This window comes from Streptomyces sp. NPDC006368, from assembly GCF_040612535.1.
GTDB lineage: Bacteria > Actinomycetota > Actinomycetes > Streptomycetales > Streptomycetaceae > Streptomyces.
On record NZ_JBEXQK010000001.1, the window covers coordinates 254,536 to 274,641 of the forward strand.

The 20,106-nt window shown below is 72.4% G+C and carries 17 protein-coding genes and 1 riboswitch; of the genes, 7 read left to right on the forward strand and 10 right to left on the reverse strand.

Annotated elements, in window-relative coordinates:
* Positions 1-51: 51 nt before the first annotated feature.
* Together ABZZ38_RS01285 and ABZZ38_RS01290 are read right to left on the reverse strand one after the other, a co-directional pair.
* On the reverse strand, positions 52-1,161 hold the full coding sequence (locus ABZZ38_RS01285; protein ID WP_356734423.1) for an LPXTG cell wall anchor domain-containing protein: 1,110 nt from the start codon (positions 1,159-1,161) through the stop codon (positions 52-54).
* 626 nt (positions 1,162-1,787) lie between these two features.
* Positions 1,788-2,108, reverse strand: coding sequence for a chorismate mutase (locus tag ABZZ38_RS01290; RefSeq protein WP_356734425.1), 321 nt, complete (start codon positions 2,106-2,108; stop codon positions 1,788-1,790).
* A gap of 304 nt (positions 2,109-2,412) precedes the next feature.
* Between ABZZ38_RS01290 and guaA the strand changes: the two genes are divergently transcribed.
* Positions 2,413-3,996 carry a glutamine-hydrolyzing GMP synthase gene (guaA, locus tag ABZZ38_RS01295; RefSeq protein ID WP_356734427.1) on the forward strand — a complete coding sequence of 528 codons (1,584 nt, stop codon included), beginning with the start codon at positions 2,413-2,415 and terminating at the stop codon, positions 3,994-3,996.
* Between the two features lie 64 nt (positions 3,997-4,060).
* Here the strand turns inward: guaA and ABZZ38_RS01300 are convergent, their stop codons facing one another.
* Positions 4,061-4,513: a cupin domain-containing protein gene (locus tag ABZZ38_RS01300; protein WP_356734429.1), complete on the reverse strand. Its 453-nt coding sequence runs from the start codon at positions 4,511-4,513 to the stop codon at positions 4,061-4,063.
* Positions 4,514-4,652: 139 nt separating this feature from the next.
* On the opposite strand from ABZZ38_RS01300, the gene ABZZ38_RS01305 reads away from it, so the two are divergent.
* The gene (locus ABZZ38_RS01305; RefSeq protein WP_356734431.1) at positions 4,653-5,177 is read left to right on the forward strand and encodes a DoxX family membrane protein; all 525 of its coding nucleotides are present in this window, start codon (positions 4,653-4,655) and stop codon (positions 5,175-5,177) included.
* On the opposite strand, the gene ABZZ38_RS01310 is transcribed toward ABZZ38_RS01305, so the two are convergent.
* Together ABZZ38_RS01310 and ABZZ38_RS01315 are read right to left on the reverse strand one after the other, a co-directional pair.
* The gene (locus tag ABZZ38_RS01310; RefSeq protein WP_356734433.1) at positions 5,087-5,347 is read right to left on the reverse strand and encodes a hypothetical protein; all 261 of its coding nucleotides are present in this window, start codon (positions 5,345-5,347) and stop codon (positions 5,087-5,089) included. The genes ABZZ38_RS01305 and ABZZ38_RS01310 overlap by 91 nt on opposite strands.
* Entirely contained in the window at positions 5,334-6,707 is a 1,374-nt protein-coding gene (locus ABZZ38_RS01315; RefSeq protein WP_356734435.1) for a PspC domain-containing protein, read from the reverse strand. The genes ABZZ38_RS01310 and ABZZ38_RS01315 overlap by 14 nt, the downstream gene beginning before the upstream one ends.
* 164 nt (positions 6,708-6,871) lie before the next feature.
* On the opposite strand from ABZZ38_RS01315, the gene ABZZ38_RS01320 reads away from it, so the two are divergent.
* Positions 6,872-8,143, forward strand: a complete 1,272-nt coding sequence (locus ABZZ38_RS01320; RefSeq protein WP_356734436.1) for a PspC domain-containing protein — start codon at positions 6,872-6,874, stop codon at positions 8,141-8,143.
* Positions 8,140-8,835, forward strand: a complete 696-nt coding sequence (locus ABZZ38_RS01325) for a response regulator transcription factor (protein ID WP_356734438.1) — start codon at positions 8,140-8,142, stop codon at positions 8,833-8,835. Before ABZZ38_RS01320 ends, ABZZ38_RS01325 begins: the two co-directional genes overlap by 4 nt.
* 274 nt (positions 8,836-9,109) lie before the next feature.
* Here ABZZ38_RS01325 and ABZZ38_RS01330 read toward each other — a convergent pair whose 3' ends face one another.
* A complete protein-coding gene (locus ABZZ38_RS01330) occupies positions 9,110-10,186 on the reverse strand; it encodes an NlpC/P60 family protein (protein WP_356734641.1) in 1,077 nt (358 codons plus the stop codon).
* Positions 10,187-10,474: 288 nt separating this feature from the next.
* Between ABZZ38_RS01330 and ABZZ38_RS01335 the strand changes: the two genes are divergently transcribed.
* Positions 10,475-10,828, forward strand: a complete 354-nt coding sequence (locus ABZZ38_RS01335; protein WP_356734440.1) for a hypothetical protein — start codon at positions 10,475-10,477, stop codon at positions 10,826-10,828.
* A 13-nt stretch (positions 10,829-10,841) separates the two neighbouring features.
* Here ABZZ38_RS01335 and ABZZ38_RS01340 read toward each other — a convergent pair whose 3' ends face one another.
* Entirely contained in the window at positions 10,842-12,092 is a 1,251-nt protein-coding gene (locus ABZZ38_RS01340; RefSeq protein WP_356734442.1) for an NlpC/P60 family protein, read from the reverse strand.
* Positions 12,091-12,248: riboswitch (cyclic di-AMP (ydaO/yuaA leader) on the reverse strand. It overlaps the preceding gene by 2 nt.
* A gap of 199 nt (positions 12,249-12,447) precedes the next feature.
* Here ABZZ38_RS01340 and pcrA point away from each other — a divergent pair.
* Positions 12,448-14,904, forward strand: coding sequence for a DNA helicase PcrA (pcrA, locus tag ABZZ38_RS01345; protein ID WP_356734444.1), 2,457 nt, complete (start codon positions 12,448-12,450; stop codon positions 14,902-14,904).
* A gap of 25 nt (positions 14,905-14,929) precedes the next feature.
* Here pcrA and ABZZ38_RS01350 read toward each other — a convergent pair whose 3' ends face one another.
* The gene (locus ABZZ38_RS01350) at positions 14,930-16,360 is read right to left on the reverse strand and encodes a M23 family metallopeptidase (RefSeq protein ID WP_356734446.1); all 1,431 of its coding nucleotides are present in this window, start codon (positions 16,358-16,360) and stop codon (positions 14,930-14,932) included.
* A gap of 228 nt (positions 16,361-16,588) precedes the next feature.
* Positions 16,589-17,344 carry an alpha/beta fold hydrolase gene (locus ABZZ38_RS01355; protein WP_356734448.1) on the reverse strand — a complete coding sequence of 252 codons (756 nt, stop codon included), beginning with the start codon at positions 17,342-17,344 and terminating at the stop codon, positions 16,589-16,591.
* A 291-nt stretch (positions 17,345-17,635) separates the two neighbouring features.
* On the opposite strand from ABZZ38_RS01355, the gene ABZZ38_RS01360 reads away from it, so the two are divergent.
* Positions 17,636-18,049 carry a cobalamin B12-binding domain-containing protein gene (locus ABZZ38_RS01360; RefSeq protein ID WP_356734450.1) on the forward strand — a complete coding sequence of 138 codons (414 nt, stop codon included), beginning with the start codon at positions 17,636-17,638 and terminating at the stop codon, positions 18,047-18,049.
* Between the two features lie 461 nt (positions 18,050-18,510).
* Here ABZZ38_RS01360 and ABZZ38_RS01365 read toward each other — a convergent pair whose 3' ends face one another.
* Positions 18,511-20,100 (reverse strand): DUF5691 domain-containing protein, encoded by a 1,590-nt coding sequence (locus ABZZ38_RS01365; RefSeq protein WP_356734452.1) that lies wholly within the window; start codon positions 20,098-20,100, stop codon positions 18,511-18,513.
* Positions 20,101-20,106 lie beyond the last annotated feature (6 nt).

Below are 20,106 nucleotides of genomic sequence, written 5' to 3' on the forward strand. Positions count from 1 at the left end.
CTGCACCCCCCTCCGAGTGCAGCGCCTCTCTTGCTCTATGCGGTACGCGTGTTACGCGGTGGCACCGCTGTTACGCCGCTTCAGCGCGAAGACGACACCGGCACCGGCGACGATGGCGATGCCACCGGCGATCCCGATGGTCGGCAGCATCGACGAAGAACCGGTCTCGGCGAGGTTCCCGGTGACGGGGATGGGCTTGGCCTCGCCCTGCGGCTTGGTGCCGCCGTCGTTGCTGTCCGGCTTCTCACCCTTGCCCGGCTTGGCCTCACCCGGCTCCTCGTTGCCGCTGCCCGCCTTCAGCACCTCGAACGTCCAGTCCGAGTAGGCGGCGTGGTAGCAGTTCTTGTCGGCGTCCAGGTAGGCACCGAGACCCAGGGCGTAGCCCTCGCCGGCCGGGGCCTTGGCGGTGATGTTCAGCCGCAGCTCAAGGTCGACGTAGGCCTTGGCGCCCAGGTTCGTCTCACCGAAGTAGGCGCCGTTGCCGACGAGATCGGCCATCGACTCCCACTTACCGTGCTCGTTCTTGAACTGGATCTTGGCGTACTCGCTCAGCCAGTCCTTCTCCTTGTCGCTCTCCGAGTAGTTGTCCACGAAGAGCGCCCACTGGACGGTGCCCAGCGCCTTGTCGGAGGAGTTGGTGGCACGCAGCGTGAACTCGTGCCAGCCGCTGCCCGCGGTGATTTTGCCGGGCAGGCCCTTCAGGCCGAGCTCCAGCTTGTTGTCGAGGTCGATGCCGTCCTCGTTGGTCGGGCACTCCTCGGCACCCTCGCCCTCGGCCGGCTCCTGGTCCTCGGCCTTGGCGGGCTTGTCGCCCTCCTTCGCCGTGTCCTTGGCGGGCTTGTCGCCCTCCTTCGCCGTGTCCTCCGCGGGCTTGGTGTCGGTGCCCGGCTTCACGGTGTCGTCCGCGGGCTTCGTGTCGGCGCCCGGCTTGGTGTCGTCCGCCGTGTCCGGGGTCGTCGTGTCCGGCGTCGTCGTGTCGTCCGCCGTGTCCGCGCCCGCGTCCGTGTCCGGCGTGGTGGTGTTCTGGTCTCCGGTGGTGCCGGACGAGGTCGTGCCGGTGGTGTTGTCTTCCGTCGCGTACGCGGCCGGAGCCGCCAGGAAGGCGGCAGGGGCGATGACAGCGGTCGCGGCGGCGACCGCCATGGCGCGGCGAAGGTTCATTGAGACCTCAGGGTCTGGCGTGCCGCGTCACACGGCACGGAGTCTGGGGGCCTCCCGAGGTGGGGGTATCACGGGTGTGGCCGTTGTTTCGCATGCATGACCTGTGACCAGTGGGATTGGTTGCACGATCACTCACAGAAAACTTATGTGGCCTGCGTCACATGTTCGACCGTCGCGCCCTCGGGCCGGCCGACCCGGGCGTCCGGGCGCACCACAAGGGCCCCGCGGTAGTCCCGTACCGCGGGGCCCTTGCGTGTCGTCGGCAGTGGCGTCAGGGTGCGCCGTGCCGGAGGTGGCGGCGCCGGGGGAGGGGGAGCGCCGCACGGTGGCGGGGTGGGGGTGGAGGTGGGGAAGCGGGGTGCGAACGGGACGGTCCGGACCCCTGTGCGGTCGGCTCCGGGCGTCCCCGGAGCCGACCGCCTTTTCGGGTGACCGGGTTGCTGTCCCCTGCCGTCCGGTCACGCACGCTGGAGCGAGGTCCCACGACGTACCCAGCGGGTACGCCACACGCCCCAGCGGAGCCACGCGTGGTTTTCTCGGCCCGCCCCTGGATGACACGGACAACCGGACCAACGAAGCCCGGGCCGGTGCGGTCACGCGCCGTACGGGTGAGACGGTGACCGAACTCAGATACGGCCCCGGCACAGCTCCAGCATCGTCATCGCCAGCGACGTGCCCGGCCTGCCGAGGGCCGCCCTGTAGTGGGCCAGGACCTCCATCTCGCGGGCCAGGTTCACGCGTCGGCCGCCGGAGGAGATCCGCGCCTCCTGGATGACGGCCGAGACCGCCATGCGTTCCTGGATGAGGCCGATGATGCGGTCGTCGAGCGCGTCGATGCGTTCGCGCGCGCCCGTGATCACCTGCGCGGCGTCGTCGGTGCGGGCGCCGGTCTTCTCGGTGGCCGTGGCCGTGGCCGTGGCGGCGGAGGTGGTGGCGGTGGCGGTCATGGCGGGGCTCCTCATGCGGTGAGCGTTGCCCCGGATCGGCATGGCCCGGAAACGACAGACGCCCCGGGCCTTGTCGGCCCGGGGCGCCTGGGAAGTTGCTTGTCAGTGGCTCAAGCAGCACGACCATGGCAGCCGGACGGGCCCGGTGCCATAGGTAAAGACGAAGGTCGAGAGCTTGTGCATGCGGCCAGTATGGACCATCCGCCCAGCGGACGAGGACGGGTTCGGATGGTGAGACGAACCGTCGGTCCGGGGCGCCGGTAGAATCGGATATACAGACTCCTCCCGCCGGAAGGCCGCCGTAGTGTCATCAGCGAATCCCGCTGCCGCGCCCGACGCCGTACTCGTCGTCGACTTCGGCGCGCAGTACGCCCAGCTCATCGCCCGTCGCGTCCGTGAGGCCCGGGTCTACAGCGAGATCGTCCCGTCCACCATGCCGGTGGCCGAGATGCTGGCCAGGAACCCCAAGGCGATCATCCTGTCCGGTGGTCCCTCCTCCGTGTACGAGGACGGCGCCCCGCGGATCGACCGTGAGCTCTTCGAGGCCGGTGTCCCCGTCTTCGGCATGTGCTACGGCTTCCAGCTGATGGCCACGGCCCTCGGCGGCACCGTCGACAACACCGGCGCCCGCGAGTACGGCCGCACGCCGCTGCACGTCTCCAAGACGTCCTCCACCCTCTTCGAGGGCACCCCGGCCGAGCAGCCGGTGTGGATGTCCCACGGCGACGCCTGCTCCGCCGCGCCGGAGGGCTTCACCGTCACCGCGTCCACGGACGTCGTGCCGGTCGCCGCCTTCGAGAACGACGAGAAGAAGCTGTACGGCGTGCAGTACCACCCCGAGGTGATGCACTCCACGCACGGCCAGCAGATCCTGGAGCACTTCCTCTACCGCGGCGCCGGCCTCCGTCCCGACTGGACCACCGGCAACGTGATCGAGGAGCAGATCGAGGCCATCCGCGCGCAGGTCGGCGAGAAGCGCGCGATCTGCGGTCTGTCCGGCGGCGTCGACTCGGCGGTGGCCGCAGCCCTCGTCCAGAAGGCCATCGGCTCCCAGCTGACCTGCGTGTACGTCGACCACGGCCTGATGCGCAAGGGTGAGACCGAGCAGGTCGAGAAGGACTTCGTGGCCGCGACCGGCGTGCAGCTGAAGGTCGTCGACGCGCAGGAGCGGTTCCTCAAGGCGCTCGCCGGGGTGTCCGACCCCGAGGAGAAGCGGAAGATCATCGGCCGTGAGTTCATCCGCGTCTTCGAGCAGGCCCAGGCGGAGATCGTGGCCGAGGCCCCGGGCGACCACCCGGTCGAGTTCCTCGTCCAGGGCACGCTCTACCCGGACGTGGTCGAGTCGGGCGGCGGCACCGGCACCGCCAACATCAAGTCCCACCACAACGTGGGCGGGCTCCCCGAGGACCTCGAGTTCAAGCTGATCGAGCCGCTGCGCAAGCTGTTCAAGGACGAGGTCCGGATGGTCGGCCAGGAGCTCGGCCTGCCGGAGGAGATCGTCCAGCGCCAGCCGTTCCCGGGCCCGGGCCTCGGCATCCGTATCGTCGGCGAGGTCACCAAGGAACGCCTGGACCTGCTGCGCGAAGCCGACGCGATCGCCCGCGAGGAGCTCACCGCGGCCGGTCTGGACGGCCAGATCTGGCAGTGCCCGGTCGTCCTGCTCGCCGATGTGCGATCGGTGGGTGTGCAGGGTGACGGGCGCACGTACGGACACCCGATCGTCCTGCGCCCCGTCTCGTCCGAGGACGCGATGACCGCGGACTGGACGCGGATGCCGTACGACGTACTGGCGAAGATCTCGACGCGGATCACCAACGAGGTGAAGGACGTCAACCGGGTCGTGCTCGACGTGACGAGCAAGCCGCCGGGCACCATCGAGTGGGAGTGACCCCCGAGCGGGAGTGACCCCCGAGCGGAAGTGATTCCCCCGCACGTCTGACCGAAGCCGTCGCTCACTTCTCGTGGGCGGCGGCTTCGAGCGTGAAGTCGTCGTAGTGGAAGCCCGGCGCGACGACGCAGGAGACCAGGACGGGTTCGTCGCCGGCCGGCTCCGCCGACTGCCAGCAGCCGGCCGGGACCAGCAGCTGCGGCCGCTCACCCGACTCGACCGCCGGTCCGAGGAGCAGTCGCTCGGGCTCGGCGGACGGGGACGCGTCCGTACCGCCCAGGGACAGCCGCAGCGGACCGCCGCGGTGCCAGAGCCACAGCTCGTCGGAGCGCACCCGGTGCCAGCGGGACGTCTCACCGGGGTGGAGCAGGAAGTGGATGCCGGTCGCGTAGGGGCGCGGGCCCGGGTAGCCGTCGGGGGTGGTGGAGCCCGCCGTCCTCCAGGTCTCCCTGAACCAGCCGCCCTCGATATGGGGTTCGAGGCCGAGGAGCGCGACGAGCGGTGAGGTGTCGGTCATACGCGCATTCTGCTCGGCGGGACCGCCGGGCGGGCGCCGATGTGCTGAACCGGGCTCCCACGCGGCGCGTATCCCTCTGTGTGGGGGCCGAGGACCATCGGCTCCGGGGACAGCCATGTGGTGGAGAGGCGGGCCGGCGATGGGCGGGCACAGGTATCGGACGGCGGCGGGCCACGGGGGTGCCGGCGGCGAACCGCGTCGCGGCCGGAGGGCGGTCGCGTCGCGGTACGCCCTCCTCCCGCTGCGGCTCTTCCTCGGTGTGACCTTCGTCTACGCGGGTCTGGACAAGCTCACCGACGACCGCTTCCTGGCCGCGTCCGGCACCGGCTCGCTCGGGGAGCTCATGCGGTCCGTCCGCGACTCCTCCGCCGTGCCCTGGCTGGTCGACCAGGCCCTGAAGAACCCCGAGGCGTTCGGGTACGCGATCGCCTTCGGCGAGCTGGCCGTCGGCGTAGGGACGCTCATCGGGCTGCTCGCGCGGCTCGCGGCCGCCGGTGGGGCGCTCATCTCGCTGAGCCTGTGGCTCACCGTGAGCTGGCAGTCCGACCCGTACTACTACGGCAATGACCTCGCCTATCTGATGGCGTGGCTGCCGCTGGTGCTCGCCGGCGCGTCCGTGCTCTCCGTCGACGCCGCCCTCGCGCGGCGGCGGCGCAGCCGGTAGCCGACCCAGGTCGCCGCGCCCGCCAGGAACAGGCCCGCCGACAGCAGCGGCAGCACCGCGTACCAGGGCGCGTCCCAGGAGCCGGCGGCGTCGCCCGCGTACACGGCGGCGATGGCCAGGCCGGTGGCGCCCGCGATCAGCCGACCGGGGCGGAACTCATGAAGCAGCACGCGTGACCTCCACCTGTCCGAGGGCCGTCTCCAGCGTGAGGTCCAGGGTGCCCGCCGGGAGAGCGCCCTGGGGCGGGGCGATCGTACGGGTCGCCTCACGGCCCGGCGCGACGTCGACGTCGCCCGCCGGGTCGCCCGGCAGCCGCAGGTCGCCCAGGCCCACCTCGGCGCGCAGCGTCACGGTCACGTCCTTCGGTACGACGACCGCCAGCCGGCCGGCGCCCACCTCGGCGGCGGTGCGCACGGACCGCCCGGGCGGCACGGCCAGCCGGGACAGGTCGAGGGTGGCGACGCCGGTGCCCAGTTCGTACCGGGGCCGTACGTCGGCGACGGTGGCCGGGCTCCAGTCGGTGCGTATCCACTCCGTGTCGATCTGCCGGGGGACCAGGGACGCGCCCGCCAGCAGCAGGGCCGTGACCACCGTCATGAGGATCGTGCCGAAGCCGGTCCGGCCGAGGAAGGAACTGGCCGCAAGGCCGAGCCCGAAGACGGCCAGCGCGCACGCCAGCCCGGTCTGCAGACAGACGCCCAGCGGCTGCGAACCCCAGGACAGGCCCGTGCCGAACGCCCCGGCCGCCAGGGCCAGCAGCAGGACCATGCCGCCGATGGAGCGCGGGCCGCGGGTCTCGGCGGGCGGCGCCCAGGCGCTCTTGACCGGACGGCGGAGCACCGCGTCCTCCGCGCCGACGCCGTCCGCCGGCCCCCACAGGTAGCCGAGCGCGATCGGCCCCGTCGTACCGTCCTTGATGATCGGGTCCCGCCACCAGGACGGGGCCGCGGGCGGGGGCGGGGCCTTCGTCTCGGGTGGCGCCTCCGCCACCGCGTGCGCCGCCGCCGGATCGAGCGGCACCTCGGCGTCGACGGCCATCCGGCGGCGCTGCGACCACACGGCCGCGCCGCACACCGCTATGACCAGCAGCATGGAGAAGGTGATCGTGCCACTGCTGCCCAGCATGGACAGGAACAGCCCGCAGCCGACGAGCGCCATGAGCACGGCGGTGAGCGAGGCGCCGTCGACGCGGCCCGCCAGCAGCCGCCGGGCCTCGTTCTCCTCCTCGCCCTCCGCGGGGATCGCCAGCCAGACGAACCCGTAGAAGAGCAGGCCGAGGCCGCCGGTCACGGCGAGCACACCGAGCGCGACCCGGAAGATCACCGGGTCGAGGTCGAAGTGGCGGCCGAGCCCGCCGCACACCCCGGCCACCACCTTGTGCCGCGGCGACCGCCGCAGCGGCACAAGGTGGTGGCCGGCAGCCGGGTCACCGGAAGCCGCGGCAGGGTTGGAAGCCGCGTCCCGGGGCGCCGCGGGAGCGTCCCCGGAAGCGTCCTCGGGAGGGGGCGAGGCGGGGGTCTTGCGCGTCATACCTCCATGGTGGCGGGCCGCGTTCCCCCGCGGCACCCGGGCCGACCCTGGCCGTTCCCTGATATTGGCCGCCCTGCCCATGGGGTGGCCCTCGGGGGCGAGTAAGGGACGCGTGGGGGCCGCCCCTGATGTCGGGGCCCGGTGGGCCGTGTGACGATCTGAGCATGCCCGTCGCCGCCCGTCCGCCCGAGACCGACGAACCGCCCGTGCGCAAGCTGTACCGCAGCGCCGACGGGCGGATGCTGGGTGGCGTCGCGCGCGGGCTCGCCGGGCACCTGGGGCTGCCCGTCATCTGGGTACGGCTGGTCTTCTTCGCCCTGTTCATGGCCGACGGCCTGGGCGTGCTGCTCTACGCCGTCTTCTGGATCGTCGTCCCGCTGGGCGTCGGCGGCAGGACCGCCGAGCCGCGTTCGGTCTTCGAGACCACCCCCGACGGGCGGCGCCGGCTCCGCAAGCCCGACCGGGGCCAGGTCGTCGCGCTCATCGCGCTGATGATCGGCGCCGCCGTCTTCGTCGGCAACGTCAACCCGGGCAGCGATGCCAACCGCTACGTGTGGCCGATCCTCCTCGTCGCCGTCGGCGTCGTCCTGGTGTGGCGGCAGGTGGACAACGCGCGGCGCGCCCGCTGGACCGAGCCCGGCCGCCGCAAGCGGTTCTTCCAGCTCGCCCGCGGCCTCGCCGGCGTCGCGCTCGTCGGCATGGGCCTGACCGTCTTCATGGTGGTGCGCGGCTCGGCCGCCCAGCTCGGCACCGCGCTCACCGCCGCGATAGCCGTGCTCGCCGGCATGACACTGCTCGCCGGACCCTGGCTCGTACGGATGTCCCAGGACCTGTCCGAGGAGCGCACCATGCGCATCCGCGCCCAGGAGCGGGCCGAGGTCGCCGCCCACGTCCACGACTCCGTCCTGCACACCCTCACCCTGATACAGCGCAACGCCGGCGACCCGGGCGAGGTCCGCCGCCTCGCCCGCGCCCAGGAGCGCGAGCTGCGCAACTGGCTGTACAAACCGGAAGGCACCGGCAAGGACGCGGACGAGGAGCCCGACACCCTCGCCGAGGCCGTCAAGAAGACCGCCGCCGAGGTCGAGGACAAGCACGGCGTCCCCCTGGAGGTCGTGGTCGTCGGCGACTGCCCGCTCGACGAGAAGCTGACCGCGCAGCTCCAGGCCGCGCGCGAGGCGATGGTCAACGCCGCCAAGTACGGTGGCGAGGGCGGGGCCGTTCAGGTGTACGCGGAGGTCGAGGGTCGCACGGTCTTCGTGTCCGTACGGGACCGGGGACCGGGCTTCGACCTCGACTCCGTACCCGCCGACCGGATGGGCGTACGAGAATCGATCATCGGCCGGATGCGGCGCAACGGCGGCACCGCGCGGCTGCGGTCGGTGCCCGGTGACGGCACCGAAGTGGAGCTCGAGATGGAGAGGGCGGACGGATGACCGAGGAGACGACGGCGGCGCCGGACAGCGGACGGCGCGCACGGGTGGTGCTCGTCGACGACCACCGGATGTTCCGCACCGGCGTGCAGGCCGAGATCGGCCGGACCGAGACGACCGGCGTGGAGGTGGTCGGTGAGGCCGCCGACGTCGACCAGGCCGTCACCGTGATCACCGCCACCCGCCCCGAGGTGGTCCTCCTCGACGTCCACCTCCCCGGCGGCGGCGGCGTCGAGGTGCTGCGCCGCTGCGCGCCCCTGATGGCGGACGCCGACCACCCGGTCCGCTTCCTGGCCCTGTCCGTCTCGGACGCCGCCGAGGACGTCATCGGGGTCATCCGGGGCGGCGCCCGCGGGTACGTCACCAAGACGATCACAGGCGCGGACCTCGTCGACTCGATCTTCCGGGTCCAGGAGGGCGACGCGGTGTTCTCGCCCCGGCTGGCCGGGTTCGTGCTGGACGCCTTCGCGTCGACGGACGCGCCACCGGTCGACGAGGACCTGGACCGGCTCACGCAGCGGGAACGGGAGGTACTGCGGCTGATCGCGCGCGGGTACGCGTACAAGGAGATCGCCAAGCAGCTGTTCATCTCGGTGAAGACCGTCGAGTCGCACGTCTCGGCCGTGCTCCGGAAGCTCCAGCTGTCCAACCGGCACGAGCTGACGCGCTGGGCCACCGCACGCCGCCTCGTCTGAGCCTCGTCCGAGCCTCGGGTGACCTCCGTGGCAGGCTTTGTCGGCCATTCGTGAGGTAACCGGTACATAACCGTGGCAACCCGCGCGCGGAGGGCCCCTCCTCCAGGGCGTGATGAGCCTGACGGGTACGCCCTTCCTCGTGACCGCGATCGTGCTGGCCGTGATCGCGGTGGTGCTGCCGCTGCTGGTGTGGTCCCGGCACCGAGCCCGGCACCGGCCCTGAGCCGGGTCCCGGCACCGGCCCCGGCACCGGCTGGTCCGCCGGCGCCGACCGCTACGCGACCCGGGTCGCCCCCGCCCACGGCATGTCGTCGATCGGCGCGATCCGTACGGGCGCGCCGGGCCGGGGCGCGTGAATCATCCTGCCGTCGCCGATGTAGAGCCCGACGTGGCTGATCCCGGAGTAGAAGAACACCAGGTCACCGGGGGCCAGCCGGGACCGGGAGACGCGCTGTCCGGCGTTGATCTGGGTGTAGGTCGTGCGCGGCAGAAAGACTCCGGCGGAGCGCCACGCGGCCTGGGTGAGGCCGGAGCAGTCGAAGGCCGACGGCCCGGTCGCGCCCCACACATAGGGCTTGCCGAGGGCTCCGTACGCGTACGCCACGGCCTGTGCGGCGCGGGCGCCGGGCGCCCGGACGCCGCGCGGGCCGGGGTCGTCGGTGGCGGTCGCGGTGGCGGCCGTGCCGCGTGAGGGGGTGCGGTCGGCGCTCCCCCCGGCGTCGTCGTACCGGGCGCGCTGGGCGGCGGTGAGCCGGTCGAGCAGCCGCTCGGCGGCGGCGAGCTTGTGCCGGACGGTGGATTTGTGGCGGCTGAGCTCGGCCTGCCGGGCCGTGAGCTCGCGGAGCCGGCCGTCGGCTTCGGCGCGCAGTTGCCGTAACTCCGTGAGCTGCCGCTGGAGGGCGTTGATCGTGTCGGCCTGGCGGGCGCCGGCCCGGTCGGCGAGGGCGGCGCCTTCGAGGTACGCGTCGGGGTCGCTGGAGAGCGCGAGCTGGAGGGCGGGGTCGAGGCCGCCCTGGCGGTACTGGGCGGTGGCCACCGAGCCGAGGGCGTTGCGGGTGGTGTTGAGCCGCTGGGTGCGGCGGGCGGCCTCGTCGCGGAGGGCGTCCAGGGCGGCGCGGGCGGTGTCCGCCTGTTCCTTGGCGCCGTTGTACCGCTCGGTGGCCACCTCGGCCTCCTGGTACAGCCGGTCGACCCTGGCCTTGACCTCGGCGGGGGAGAGCCGGGGCTCGGCGTGGCCGGCGCCCTCGAAGAGGGAGACGGTCGCGGCCCCGGCGAGGGCGAGCGTGGCGGCGGTGCGGCCGGCCGCCGATCCGCTCAGCGGCCGTCGCCTGGGCTTCCGGTGCGCTGCCACGAGGGCGGTCACTTCCCTTCCCTTGAGCCTGCTGCGGGGTGGCCGGCTGCCGCCCGGGAGTCCGGGCGGCGGTGGGGAGAGCCGGCCACCTGCGGAAGGACGCTAAACGCGTGGGTCAGGAGGGGGAGACGGTGTGACCGTTATTGGTCGCAGGTGAGAGTTCGAGGCCCGGTTTCTTTGGCGCCGATGCCGCCGGAATCCGTCATTCCGTATCAGCTGTGACCGATGCGGCGAATGAGACAACCCCGCCCGGCGGCCGGTGATATGGCCCCGGTTAGGCTCCGCCCCATGGACGTACTCATCAATGTCTTCGTCGCGTTGCACATCATCGGCATCGCCTCCCTGCTGGGCGGGTTCCTGGCCCAGATGAAGGCGATGGGCGCGGGTACGGCGCGCTTCACGCCCGCGATGCTGCACGGCGCGCTGACCATGCTGGTCACGGGTGTGGCCCTGGTCGGCCTCAACCAGGCCGACGACCAGACCGTGAACAACATCAAGATCGGTGTGAAGCTGGCCGTCCTGGTCGTCATCCTCGGTCTGGTCTACGTCAAGCGCGACGAGGAGAGGGCCGACAAGGCGCTCTTCGGCGCCGTCGGCGGCCTGACCGTCGCGAACATCTTCATCGCCACGCTCTGGACCTGACCTCCGCCGCCCGTCAGGCCGGGCGGACGACGCCGTGGATCGGCATGAAGAAGATCGATTCCTCGCGCACGTTCGTGCCCGGCTTCGAGGCGTGGATCATCATGCCGTCGCCCTGGTAGATGCCGACATGGCTGCTGTCGTCGTGGAAGAACACCAGGTCGCCGCGGCGCAGCTCATCGGTCGGGACCCGGGTGCCGACCTCGGCCTGCTCCCACGTGGTGCGCGGCAGGTCGACGCCCGCCGCCTTCCAGGCCGCCTGGGTGAGGCCGGAGCAGTCGTACGAGCTCGGACCGGTCGCCCCCCGGACGTACGGCTTGCCGATCTGGGCCCGGGCGAAGGCCACCACCTTGTCCGCCTTGGTGGTGGAGGCGCCGTCGTGGCCGCCTTCCCCCGGCGGCCGGGCCTCCCTCCGGCCCCGCTGCTCCTGCTCTCGCGCCTCCCGCTGCCGCGGCCCGCAGGCCGCTTCCACCACGGCCCGGACCTGCGTCTGTTCCCCCGTCCCCGCCTCCGCCTCGCGCTGCGTCGGCACCTCCGGGCGCGCCCTCTCCTCCGCCGTCAGCTGTGACAGCAGGGCGCGCGCCTCGGCCAGCTTGCGCTGCACCGCCTGCTTGCTGCTCCGCAGGGATGCCGGGGAGGCGGCGAGCGACTCCGAGCCCTTCGCCGCCTCGACGCGCAGCTCGGCCGCCGCGACCCGCTGCGTCGGCAGGTCGGTGAACGCCTGGTGCCGCTGCTCGGCGATCCGGTCCCTCACCTGCGTCCGGTCGGTGAACGACCGCGGGTCGTCCGCGAAGACCAGCGCCGCGGCCGGGCCGATCGTCCGCGGCGTTCCCGGCGTTCCCGGCGTTCCTGGCGCCCCTGCCGTTCCTGACGCCCTTGACGCCCCTGCCGTTCCTGCCGTTCCCGGCCGGGACGGTGCCGCCGTGTGATCACCGAGGGCGCGGCGCGTCTCGTTCACCGCCTGCGCGCGTCCGGCGGCCCCGTCGAATATCCCGTCGACCGTGCGCCGCTGCCGGTCGGTGGCTTCGTTGGCCTTGGTGTACTGCTGCGTCGCCGTGTTGCCCGCCTGCCGGTAGAGATCGTCGACTTTCCGCTGTACCTCCTCGACGGTCGGCTGCACGGGCACGGAAGCGCCGGCGGACTGCGAGGACAGCAGGGTCGTGACGGAGGCGAGGGCTGCCGTCGTGACCCCGACGGCGGGGGAGTGCGTACCGAACGTGCGGGTGGTGCGGCTGCGCGGCTTGCGATGCGACGCCAAGGCCGGCATCTCCTTCCATGGGCCGCCTACCGGGTTAGCTGTCGGGTTCGGGCGGAACGGAAGGTGCCCTACGACCCGCGGATACGGTCGATTCACCCCATGACGCACGTGGGTCCCCGGTTCCGAACTCCCCGAGCGGGAGGCCGGATTCGGCGGGAGCGGTCCGATCGGCGTGGTTCGCCGATGAGGGAACGGTCCGCTTGGGCAGGCACGCTAGCCAACCTGTGGCGGTGCTGTGAAGGATGATGTGCGATATGCCCGATACATTTTCGTGACCTTGACGCTCCGCGTTGTCCTGAACGCAAGAGGTGGTGAAGCCGGTTCGGCCACGGCTGTCGGTGGGGCGGCCTAGACTCGATAGGCGATGAGCAGCCTCTTTGACGACAGCTTCCTGGCGGGCCTCCGGAACCACGGTTCCGAGGAGCCCCCGCCCCCGCCCGAGGACTCCGATGACCACACCCCGGTCGCGGAGGAGGTCCCGCATGACCTCTTCGGGGACCACTTCGACGTGCCCCCGGCCCGGGAGGCGGCAGACGCGTACTACCGCGACGGCGCCCCGCGCCCCGTCGTGGACGCCGCCGCGCTGCTGGAGGGGTTGAACGAGCAGCAGCGCGCCGCCGTCGCGCACACCGGCTCGCCGCTGCTCATCGTCGCCGGTGCCGGGTCCGGCAAGACCCGGGTCCTCACCCACCGCATCGCCCACCTGCTGGCCACGCGCCACGTGCATCCCGGCCAGATACTGGCGATCACCTTCACCAACAAGGCCGCCGGCGAGATGAAGGAGCGCGTCGAGCAGCTCGTCGGCCCGCGCGCCAACGCCATGTGGGTCATGACCTTCCACAGCGCCTGCGTGCGCATCCTGCGCCGCGAGTCGAAGAAGCTCGGCTTCACGTCGTCGTTCTCGATCTACGACGCCGCCGACTCCAAGCGGCTCATGGCGCTGGTCTGCCGTGACCTGGACCTGGACCCGAAGCGCTTCCCGCCGAAGTCGTTCAGCGCCAAGATCTCGAACCTGAAGAACGAGCTGATCGACGAGGAGGCCTTCGCCGACCAGGCCGCCGACGGTTTCGAGAAGACGCTCGCCGAGGCGTACCGGATGTACCAGGCGCGGCTGCGCGAGGCCAACGCCCTGGACTTCGACGACATCATCATGACGACGGTCCACCTGCTCCAGGCGTTCCCGGACGTCGCCGAGCACTACCGCCGCCGCTTCCGCCACGTCCTCGTCGACGAGTACCAGGACACCAACCACGCCCAGTACACCCTCGTACGCGAGCTGGTCGGCACGGGGTACGAGGACCTGGACCCGGCCGAGCTGTGCGTCGTCGGTGACGCCGACCAGTCGATCTACGCCTTCCGCGGCGCGACCATCCGCAACATCCTCCAGTTCGAGGAGGACTACCCGGACGCCACCACGATCCTGCTGGAGCAGAACTACCGCTCCACGCAGACCATCCTGTCGGCCGCCAACGCGGTGATCGAGCGCAACGAGAGCCGCCGCCCCAAGAACCTGTGGACCAACGCCGGCGAGGGCTCCAGGATCATCGGGTACGTCGCGGACACCGAGCACGACGAGGCGCAGTTCGTCGCCGACGAGATCGACCGGCTGACGGACGCGGGCGACGCGAAGGCCGGCGACGTCGCCGTCTTCTACCGCACGAACGCCCAGTCCCGCGTCTTCGAGGAGATCTTCATCCGCGTCGGCCTGCCGTACAAGGTCGTCGGCGGTGTGCGCTTCTACGAGCGCAAGGAGGTGCGGGACGTCCTGGCGTACCTGCGCGTCCTCGCCAACCCGGAGGACAGCGTCCCGCTGCGCCGCATTCTCAACGTGCCCAAGCGCGGCATCGGTGACCGCGCCGAGGCGATGATCGAGGCCCTGGCCCTGCGCGAGAAGATCACCTTCCCGCAGGCGCTGCGGCGCGTGGACGAGGCGTACGGCATGGCGGCGCGGTCCGCGAACGCCGTGAAGCGGTTCAACACGCTGATGGAGGAGTTGCGCACGATCGCCGACTCGGGCGCCGGTCCGGCGGTCGTCCTCGAAGCGGTCCTGGAGCGCACGGGCTATCTGGCGGAGCTGCAGGCGTCCACCGACCCGCAGGACGAGACCCGCATCGAGAACCTGCAGGAGCTCGCCGCCGTGGCCCTGGAGTTCGAGCAGGAGCGGGGCGAGGAGCCCGGCACCCTCGCGGAGTTCCTGGAGCAGGTCGCGCTCGTCGCCGACTCCGACCAGATCCCGGACGAGGACGAGGAGGGCTCCGGCGTCATCACGCTGATGACGCTGCACACCGCCAAGGGCCTGGAGTTCCCGGTCGTCTTCCTGACGGGCATGGAGGACGGCGTCTTCCCGCACATGCGGGCCCTCGGCCAGACCAAGGAGCTGGAGGAGGAGCGGCGCCTGGCGTACGTCGGCATCACGCGCGCCCGTGAGCGGCTCTATCTGACCCGGTCGTCGATGCGCAGCGCCTGGGGGCAGCCTTCGTACAACCCGCCGTCGCGGTTCCTGGAGGAGATCCCGGGCCAGTACGTGGAGTGGCGGCGCACGGGCCCGATGGCCGCTCCGGCCGGTCCGACCGCCGGGATCACGTCCTCGCTGTCGTCGTCGCGTTCCCGCTCCGGCCCTTCGGGCTTCGCCACCCGGCGGACCACGGACAAGCCGGTGATCTCGCTCACGGTCGGGGACCGGGTCACGCACGACCAGTTCGGGCTGGGGACCGTGATGGCGGTGACCGGAGTGGGCGCGGACGCACAGGCGACGATCGACTTCGGGGACGAGAAGCCGAAGCGGCTGCTCCTGCGGTACGCGCCGGTCGAGAAGCTGTAGCCGCCGGGGGACCCGGCCGTGGCGGTCAGCCCGTGGGGTTCAGGCCGTGGCTGCGCAGCCACGGCAGCGGGTCGATCGCGGCGCCGCCGCCGGGCCGTACCTCGAAGTGCAGGTGCGGTCCGGTGGAGTTGCCGGAGTTGCCGGAGTACGCGATGACGTCCCCGGCCTTGACCTCGCCGGACCGGATCTTGGTGCTGCTGAGGTGGCAGTACCAGGTCTCGGTGCCGTCCTTGGCGGTCACGATCGCCATGTTCCCGTAGGCGCTGTTCCACTGGGTGCGCACGGTGCCGTCGGTGGCGGCCATCACGGGCGTGCCGTACTGCACGGGGAAGTCGATACCGCTGTGCAGGGACATCCAGTTGACGCCCGCCTGCCCGTAGTACGCGCTGAGCTGGTGCAGTTCGACGGGGAGTGCGAACTTGGGGCGCAGCGCCTCCTTGCGCGCGGCCTCCGCCTCGCGCTTCTTGCGCTCCGCCTCCTGGCGGGCCTTGAGGTCGAGGCGCTCCTGGGTGCGGCTGGCGCGGTCACCGAAGTCGCGGGCCTCGGCGCTCAGCGCGGCGAGCTGGGTGTCCAGCGCGCTGTTGGCGGCGACGGCCTTGACGGTGGGCGTGTCGGCGGCGGTCACCGGCTTGGCGGTCGGCTTCTCGTCGGCCTCGGTGAGGCCGCTGACGGAGGCGGCCGCGATACCGGCGACGCCCATCACACAGGCGGACGGCACGGCGACGGTGAGGAGAGCGGACCGTTTGGCAGGGGTACGGCGACGGCCACGGGTGCCGCCCCCGCCGGAGCGGCGGGCGGAGCGAGGGGTGAGGGTCGCGGATCCGGTCACTGCTCCGGTCTCCGGGCGCGCCGGGTCGGGCGCCGACTCCACGTCCGGGAGCACCTCCGGCTCGGTGTCCGCCGTGACGTCCGGCATCGCTTCCGGCTCGGTCGCGGATTCGGCTTCGGACTGCCGCGCGTCCGCCGCCGCGTAGTCGAACTGCTGCGGGACGAAGGTCTCGGTGGGGGCATAGTGCCAGGCGGTGGCGTCGTGGGCGCCGGTGTCGAACCGGGCTTGATCGTTCCACGCGGAGGCGTCCCACTGGCCGGTGTACTCGGAGTACTCGACGTATCCGGTGGTGTCCCACTGCTGCGTGGCGGTGGCCGCGGTGCCGGCCGGCGTGGTCGCCGTCGTGGTCGTGGCGCCGGCCCACTGGGTGGCGTCGTACTGGCCGCTGTGCCCGGCCTCGTAACCGCCTTGGTGGCCGCTGTCGTGTGTACCGGAGGCGGTTCCCGGGAATGCGCCGAAGAGCGGGTCGTTCGCGAAGCTGCCGGTCTCGTGACCGTTGGTCTCGTAGCCGCTGGTGCCGTAACTGCCGGTGTCGTACGCGCCGGTGGTGTGCGTGCCAGTGCCGAGGCTGCCCGTGGTGTAGGCGTCGTCTCCGACGTACCCGGCGTGGGGGTGCTGGTCGTTCACCAACTTCTCTCTCGCCTCGGCAGCAGGACCAGGTCTGGGCGCGACCCCCGGAAGGGGAACCCCAGAGGGGAAAGCAGTGGGCGCGACTGTACCCGGCGGTACGCGCGAGCGACAATCTTCCGGGAGTTTTGGTTCCGGTTGAAAGGGGCATTCGGCCGTCTTTCGGCGGAGCGCACACAGAGCCTTGGCCCTACGTTCGAAATGCGTTCGAGCGTAGGGGTGTTCCGGTCAGGCCGCTGAGGTGGAACCGATCGTTCCGGCCGCCGGATCCTCGGAGTCGAGCACCTGACGGATCTCCGCCGCGACGGCCGGGTGGACGGGAAGCGCGAGATGACCGATGCCGGTGACGCGGATGTTCCGCGTGATCAGGTCCGGATGGTCCAGGCGCGCCGCCTCGACCGGGACCATCAGCCGGTCGAGATCGCTCCAGAAGCTCACGAAGCGGGTGCGGCAGTGGGGTGCCGGCTCGCTCAGCTCGCGCAGTACCGCCGACCCCGGGCGCATCTGGCGGACCAGGGGATGCGCGCCGGCGAGCGGGGCGACGGTGGTGCCGGAGTGCGGCGTGCCGAGCGTGACCAGGGTGCGCACCCGCTGGTCGCCGCCGAGCCGCTGGACGTAGTACCGGGCGATGAGGCCGCCGAGGCTGTGCCCGACGATGTCGACCCGGTCGTGTCCGGTACGGGCGCAGATGTCCTCGACATGGCGGCCGAGCAGCCCGGCGGCGCCCCGGAGATCGCAGGTGAGCGGCGAATAGTTGAGCGATTCCAGATGCCGCCGGCCGTGCCGGGTGAGGGAGCGGCGCAGCAGGATGAAGACGGAGCGGTTGTCGATGAACCCGTGCAACAGCACGACGGGGATGCCGCGCCCGGCCGGAGCCCGGGCGGTGCGCCGCTCCTGCGCGACACCTGTGGGATAGAGGAACAGGTGGCAGGTGAGGATGGCCAGCTCCAGGGCGGTGGCCTTGAACAGCGTGATGACCCTCATGGCCGACCTCGACCTCCCGAACCGGCAGGCAAGGCGCGGCTCGGTCCCCCCGCTTGCCCTGGTGCGTGTGTCCTCGCGCGGCTGCCGTGGCGATCGCGGCCTCGTCGGCACGGTGACGGGCCGACGAGGCCGGTGGGCCGCCCCCGGGACGGGTACGGCGCGTGACGAACATGTCCCACGTGTGATTTCCCCCTCGGTATTCACCGTGAAACGGCTGGTTGCGGGATGCTGTCGATAACGTTCGTTCACCTCCCCGGAAATCAGGTACGGGGGACGCATGTGGAGGCAGTGATGGGTGTGACCGGTCCGATCCGCGTGGTGGTGGCCAAGCCGGGTCTCGACGGCCACGATCGCGGGGCGAAGGTGATCGCGCGGGCGCTCCGTGACGCAGGTATGGAGGTCATCTACACCGGCCTGCACCAGACGCCGGAGCAGATCGTGGACACCGCGATCCAGGAGGACGCGGACGCGATCGGCCTCTCGATCCTCTCGGGCGCGCACAACACGCTGTTCGCGAAGGTGCTGGAGCTGCTGAAGGAGCGGGAGGCGGAGGACATCAAGGTCTTCGGCGGCGGCATCATCCCCGACGCGGACATCGCGCCGCTCAAGGAGAAGGGTGTCGCCGAGATCTTCACGCCGGGCGCGACGACGGCGTCGATCGTCGACTGGGTCAACGCCAACGTCCGCGTGGCGAGCGGCGCGTAGCAGCCCCAGCCGTTGAGCCGGGGGGGCGGCTCCGTCCCCTCGCTTCGTTCCGCCCCTCCCGCCCCCTTTGACGCGGTCCGCCGCAGGGGGCGGGCGGGCTGATGCTCCGTGCCCGGAGGCGAGGCGCCCCGGGGCGCGGCCGGCCGCCCCGGGAGGCCACCGGCCCGGTCAGGCACCGGCGCCGATGCGCTCGGCCGAGAGCCCGTGGCGCGGGCCGTACGGCGAAAGATCACGCGCGGGGTACGGAGTCGAGTCGCCGCGCGGTGCGCGCGCCGGCCGCGCGGGCGCTCCGGCTCCGCCCGTCGGCCGGGGCCAGGACGCCGCCACGCCGTCTCAGGGCACGGCCTCCGCGTCCGCCCAGGGTGGCGGGACGACCGCCGCCGACGTCGCCGACAACCTCCGGCGCGCGGCGACGACGCCGCCGTCGCGTCGGCACACGCACCCGGGTCTCAGGTCCTGCGTCATGTGCTCACCGGGGTGAGTTCCGCGCGCATCGCCGCGCGGAGCCGGAGCGTGGCGACCAGGCGCTGGAAGGCTTCCGACCAGTAGCCGCCCGCGCCGGGCGACGCGCCCTCCGGTTCGTCGGGGACAGCCGTCAGGACTTCGAGGCGGGCCGCTTCCGCCGGGTCGAGGCAGCGTTCCGCCAGGCCCATCACACCGCTGAAGCTCCACGGGTAGCTCCCCGCGTCGCGGGCGATGTCGAGCGCGTCGACCACCGCGCGGCCCAGCGGCTCCGACCACGGCACCGCGCAGACGCCGAGAAGCTGGAACGCCTCCGACAAACCGTGCGCGGCGATGAAGTCGGCGACCCAGACGGCCCGTTCGTCCGCGGGCAGGGTGGACAGCAGCCTGGACCGCTCGGCCAGCGAATCCGGTGGTGTCGCCGGCGGCCCGAGCAGCGCCCGGGACCACGCCGCGTCGTGCTGCCGGACCGCCGCCCGGCACCAGGCCGCGTGCAGCTCGTCGCGCCAGTCGTCCGCGACGGGCAGCGCGACTATCTCGTCGGGCGTGCGTCCGCCGAGCCGCGTGCTCCACACGGAGAGCGGTGCGGCCTCCACGAGCTGGCCGAGCCACCAGGAGCGCTCGCCGCGCCCCGCCGGTGGGTGGGGCAGGACACCGTCGCGCTGCATGGCCGCGTCGCACTCGTGCGGCGCTTCGACGGAGATCGTCGGGACGTCGCCCGTACGGTCGAGGCCGACGCAGGACGAGGCGCGGCCGGCCATGCGGCGGGCCAGCGCCGAGTGCGGCAGCGCGGAGAGCAGTTCGGCGGCCGTGGACCGGACGTTGCGGCTGCGGTCGGAGAGCGCCTGCTCCAGAAACGGCTCGTCCGCGGCGCGGAGCCCGGCGCGCAGCGAGTCGAGGAACATCAGCCGGTCCTCGGCCCGCTCCGTGGACCAGGTGGAGGACAGCAACGTCAACGCGGCGCCCGGGTCGTGGGCGCGTACGGCGCCCAGGAGGGCGACCCGCTCGGCGAACAGGCCCTCCTCCCACAGCAGCCGCACGCCCTCCGCGTCGTCCGGCGCGGGAAGCGCGGCGCTCCCGGAGGCGCCGCGCAGGGCGAACCTCCACTCCGGGTTGAGGCGGGCGAGCCACAGCCCGCGGGGCCCGGCGAACGTCAGCGCCAGGGGCCGCAGGTCGGTGCGGGCGCGGGCGGCGTCCAGCAGCGCGGGCAGCACGGACGCCGGAGCCCGGTACCCCTGCTCGTTCGCCGCCGTCAGCCACTGGGGCAGCAGCTCTGTCAGGTCGGGGACCGCGCCGCGCCGCCCGCCGCCCTGTGCCGGTCCGGCCCGGTCGGCCAGCAGTTGGGCGAGCCGGCGCCGGGCCGCTTCGGGCAGGGGCGGCCGGTCGTCGTGCGGCGCCGGTTCGGGCGGGGCGGCGGCGGGCGCGGGAAGCAGGCCCGCCCGGCGCCGTACGGTCTGGAGCGCGGCGGCGTCCAGCAGCGCGACCGGCGCGTCCTGCCCGGCCGCCATGACGTCGGCGCCCGGTGCCCGCCGCTCGGTGCCCAGCAGCGCCGAGGTCACGAGGTCGTCCCAGGATGTGGTGGTGGTCATGGCGTC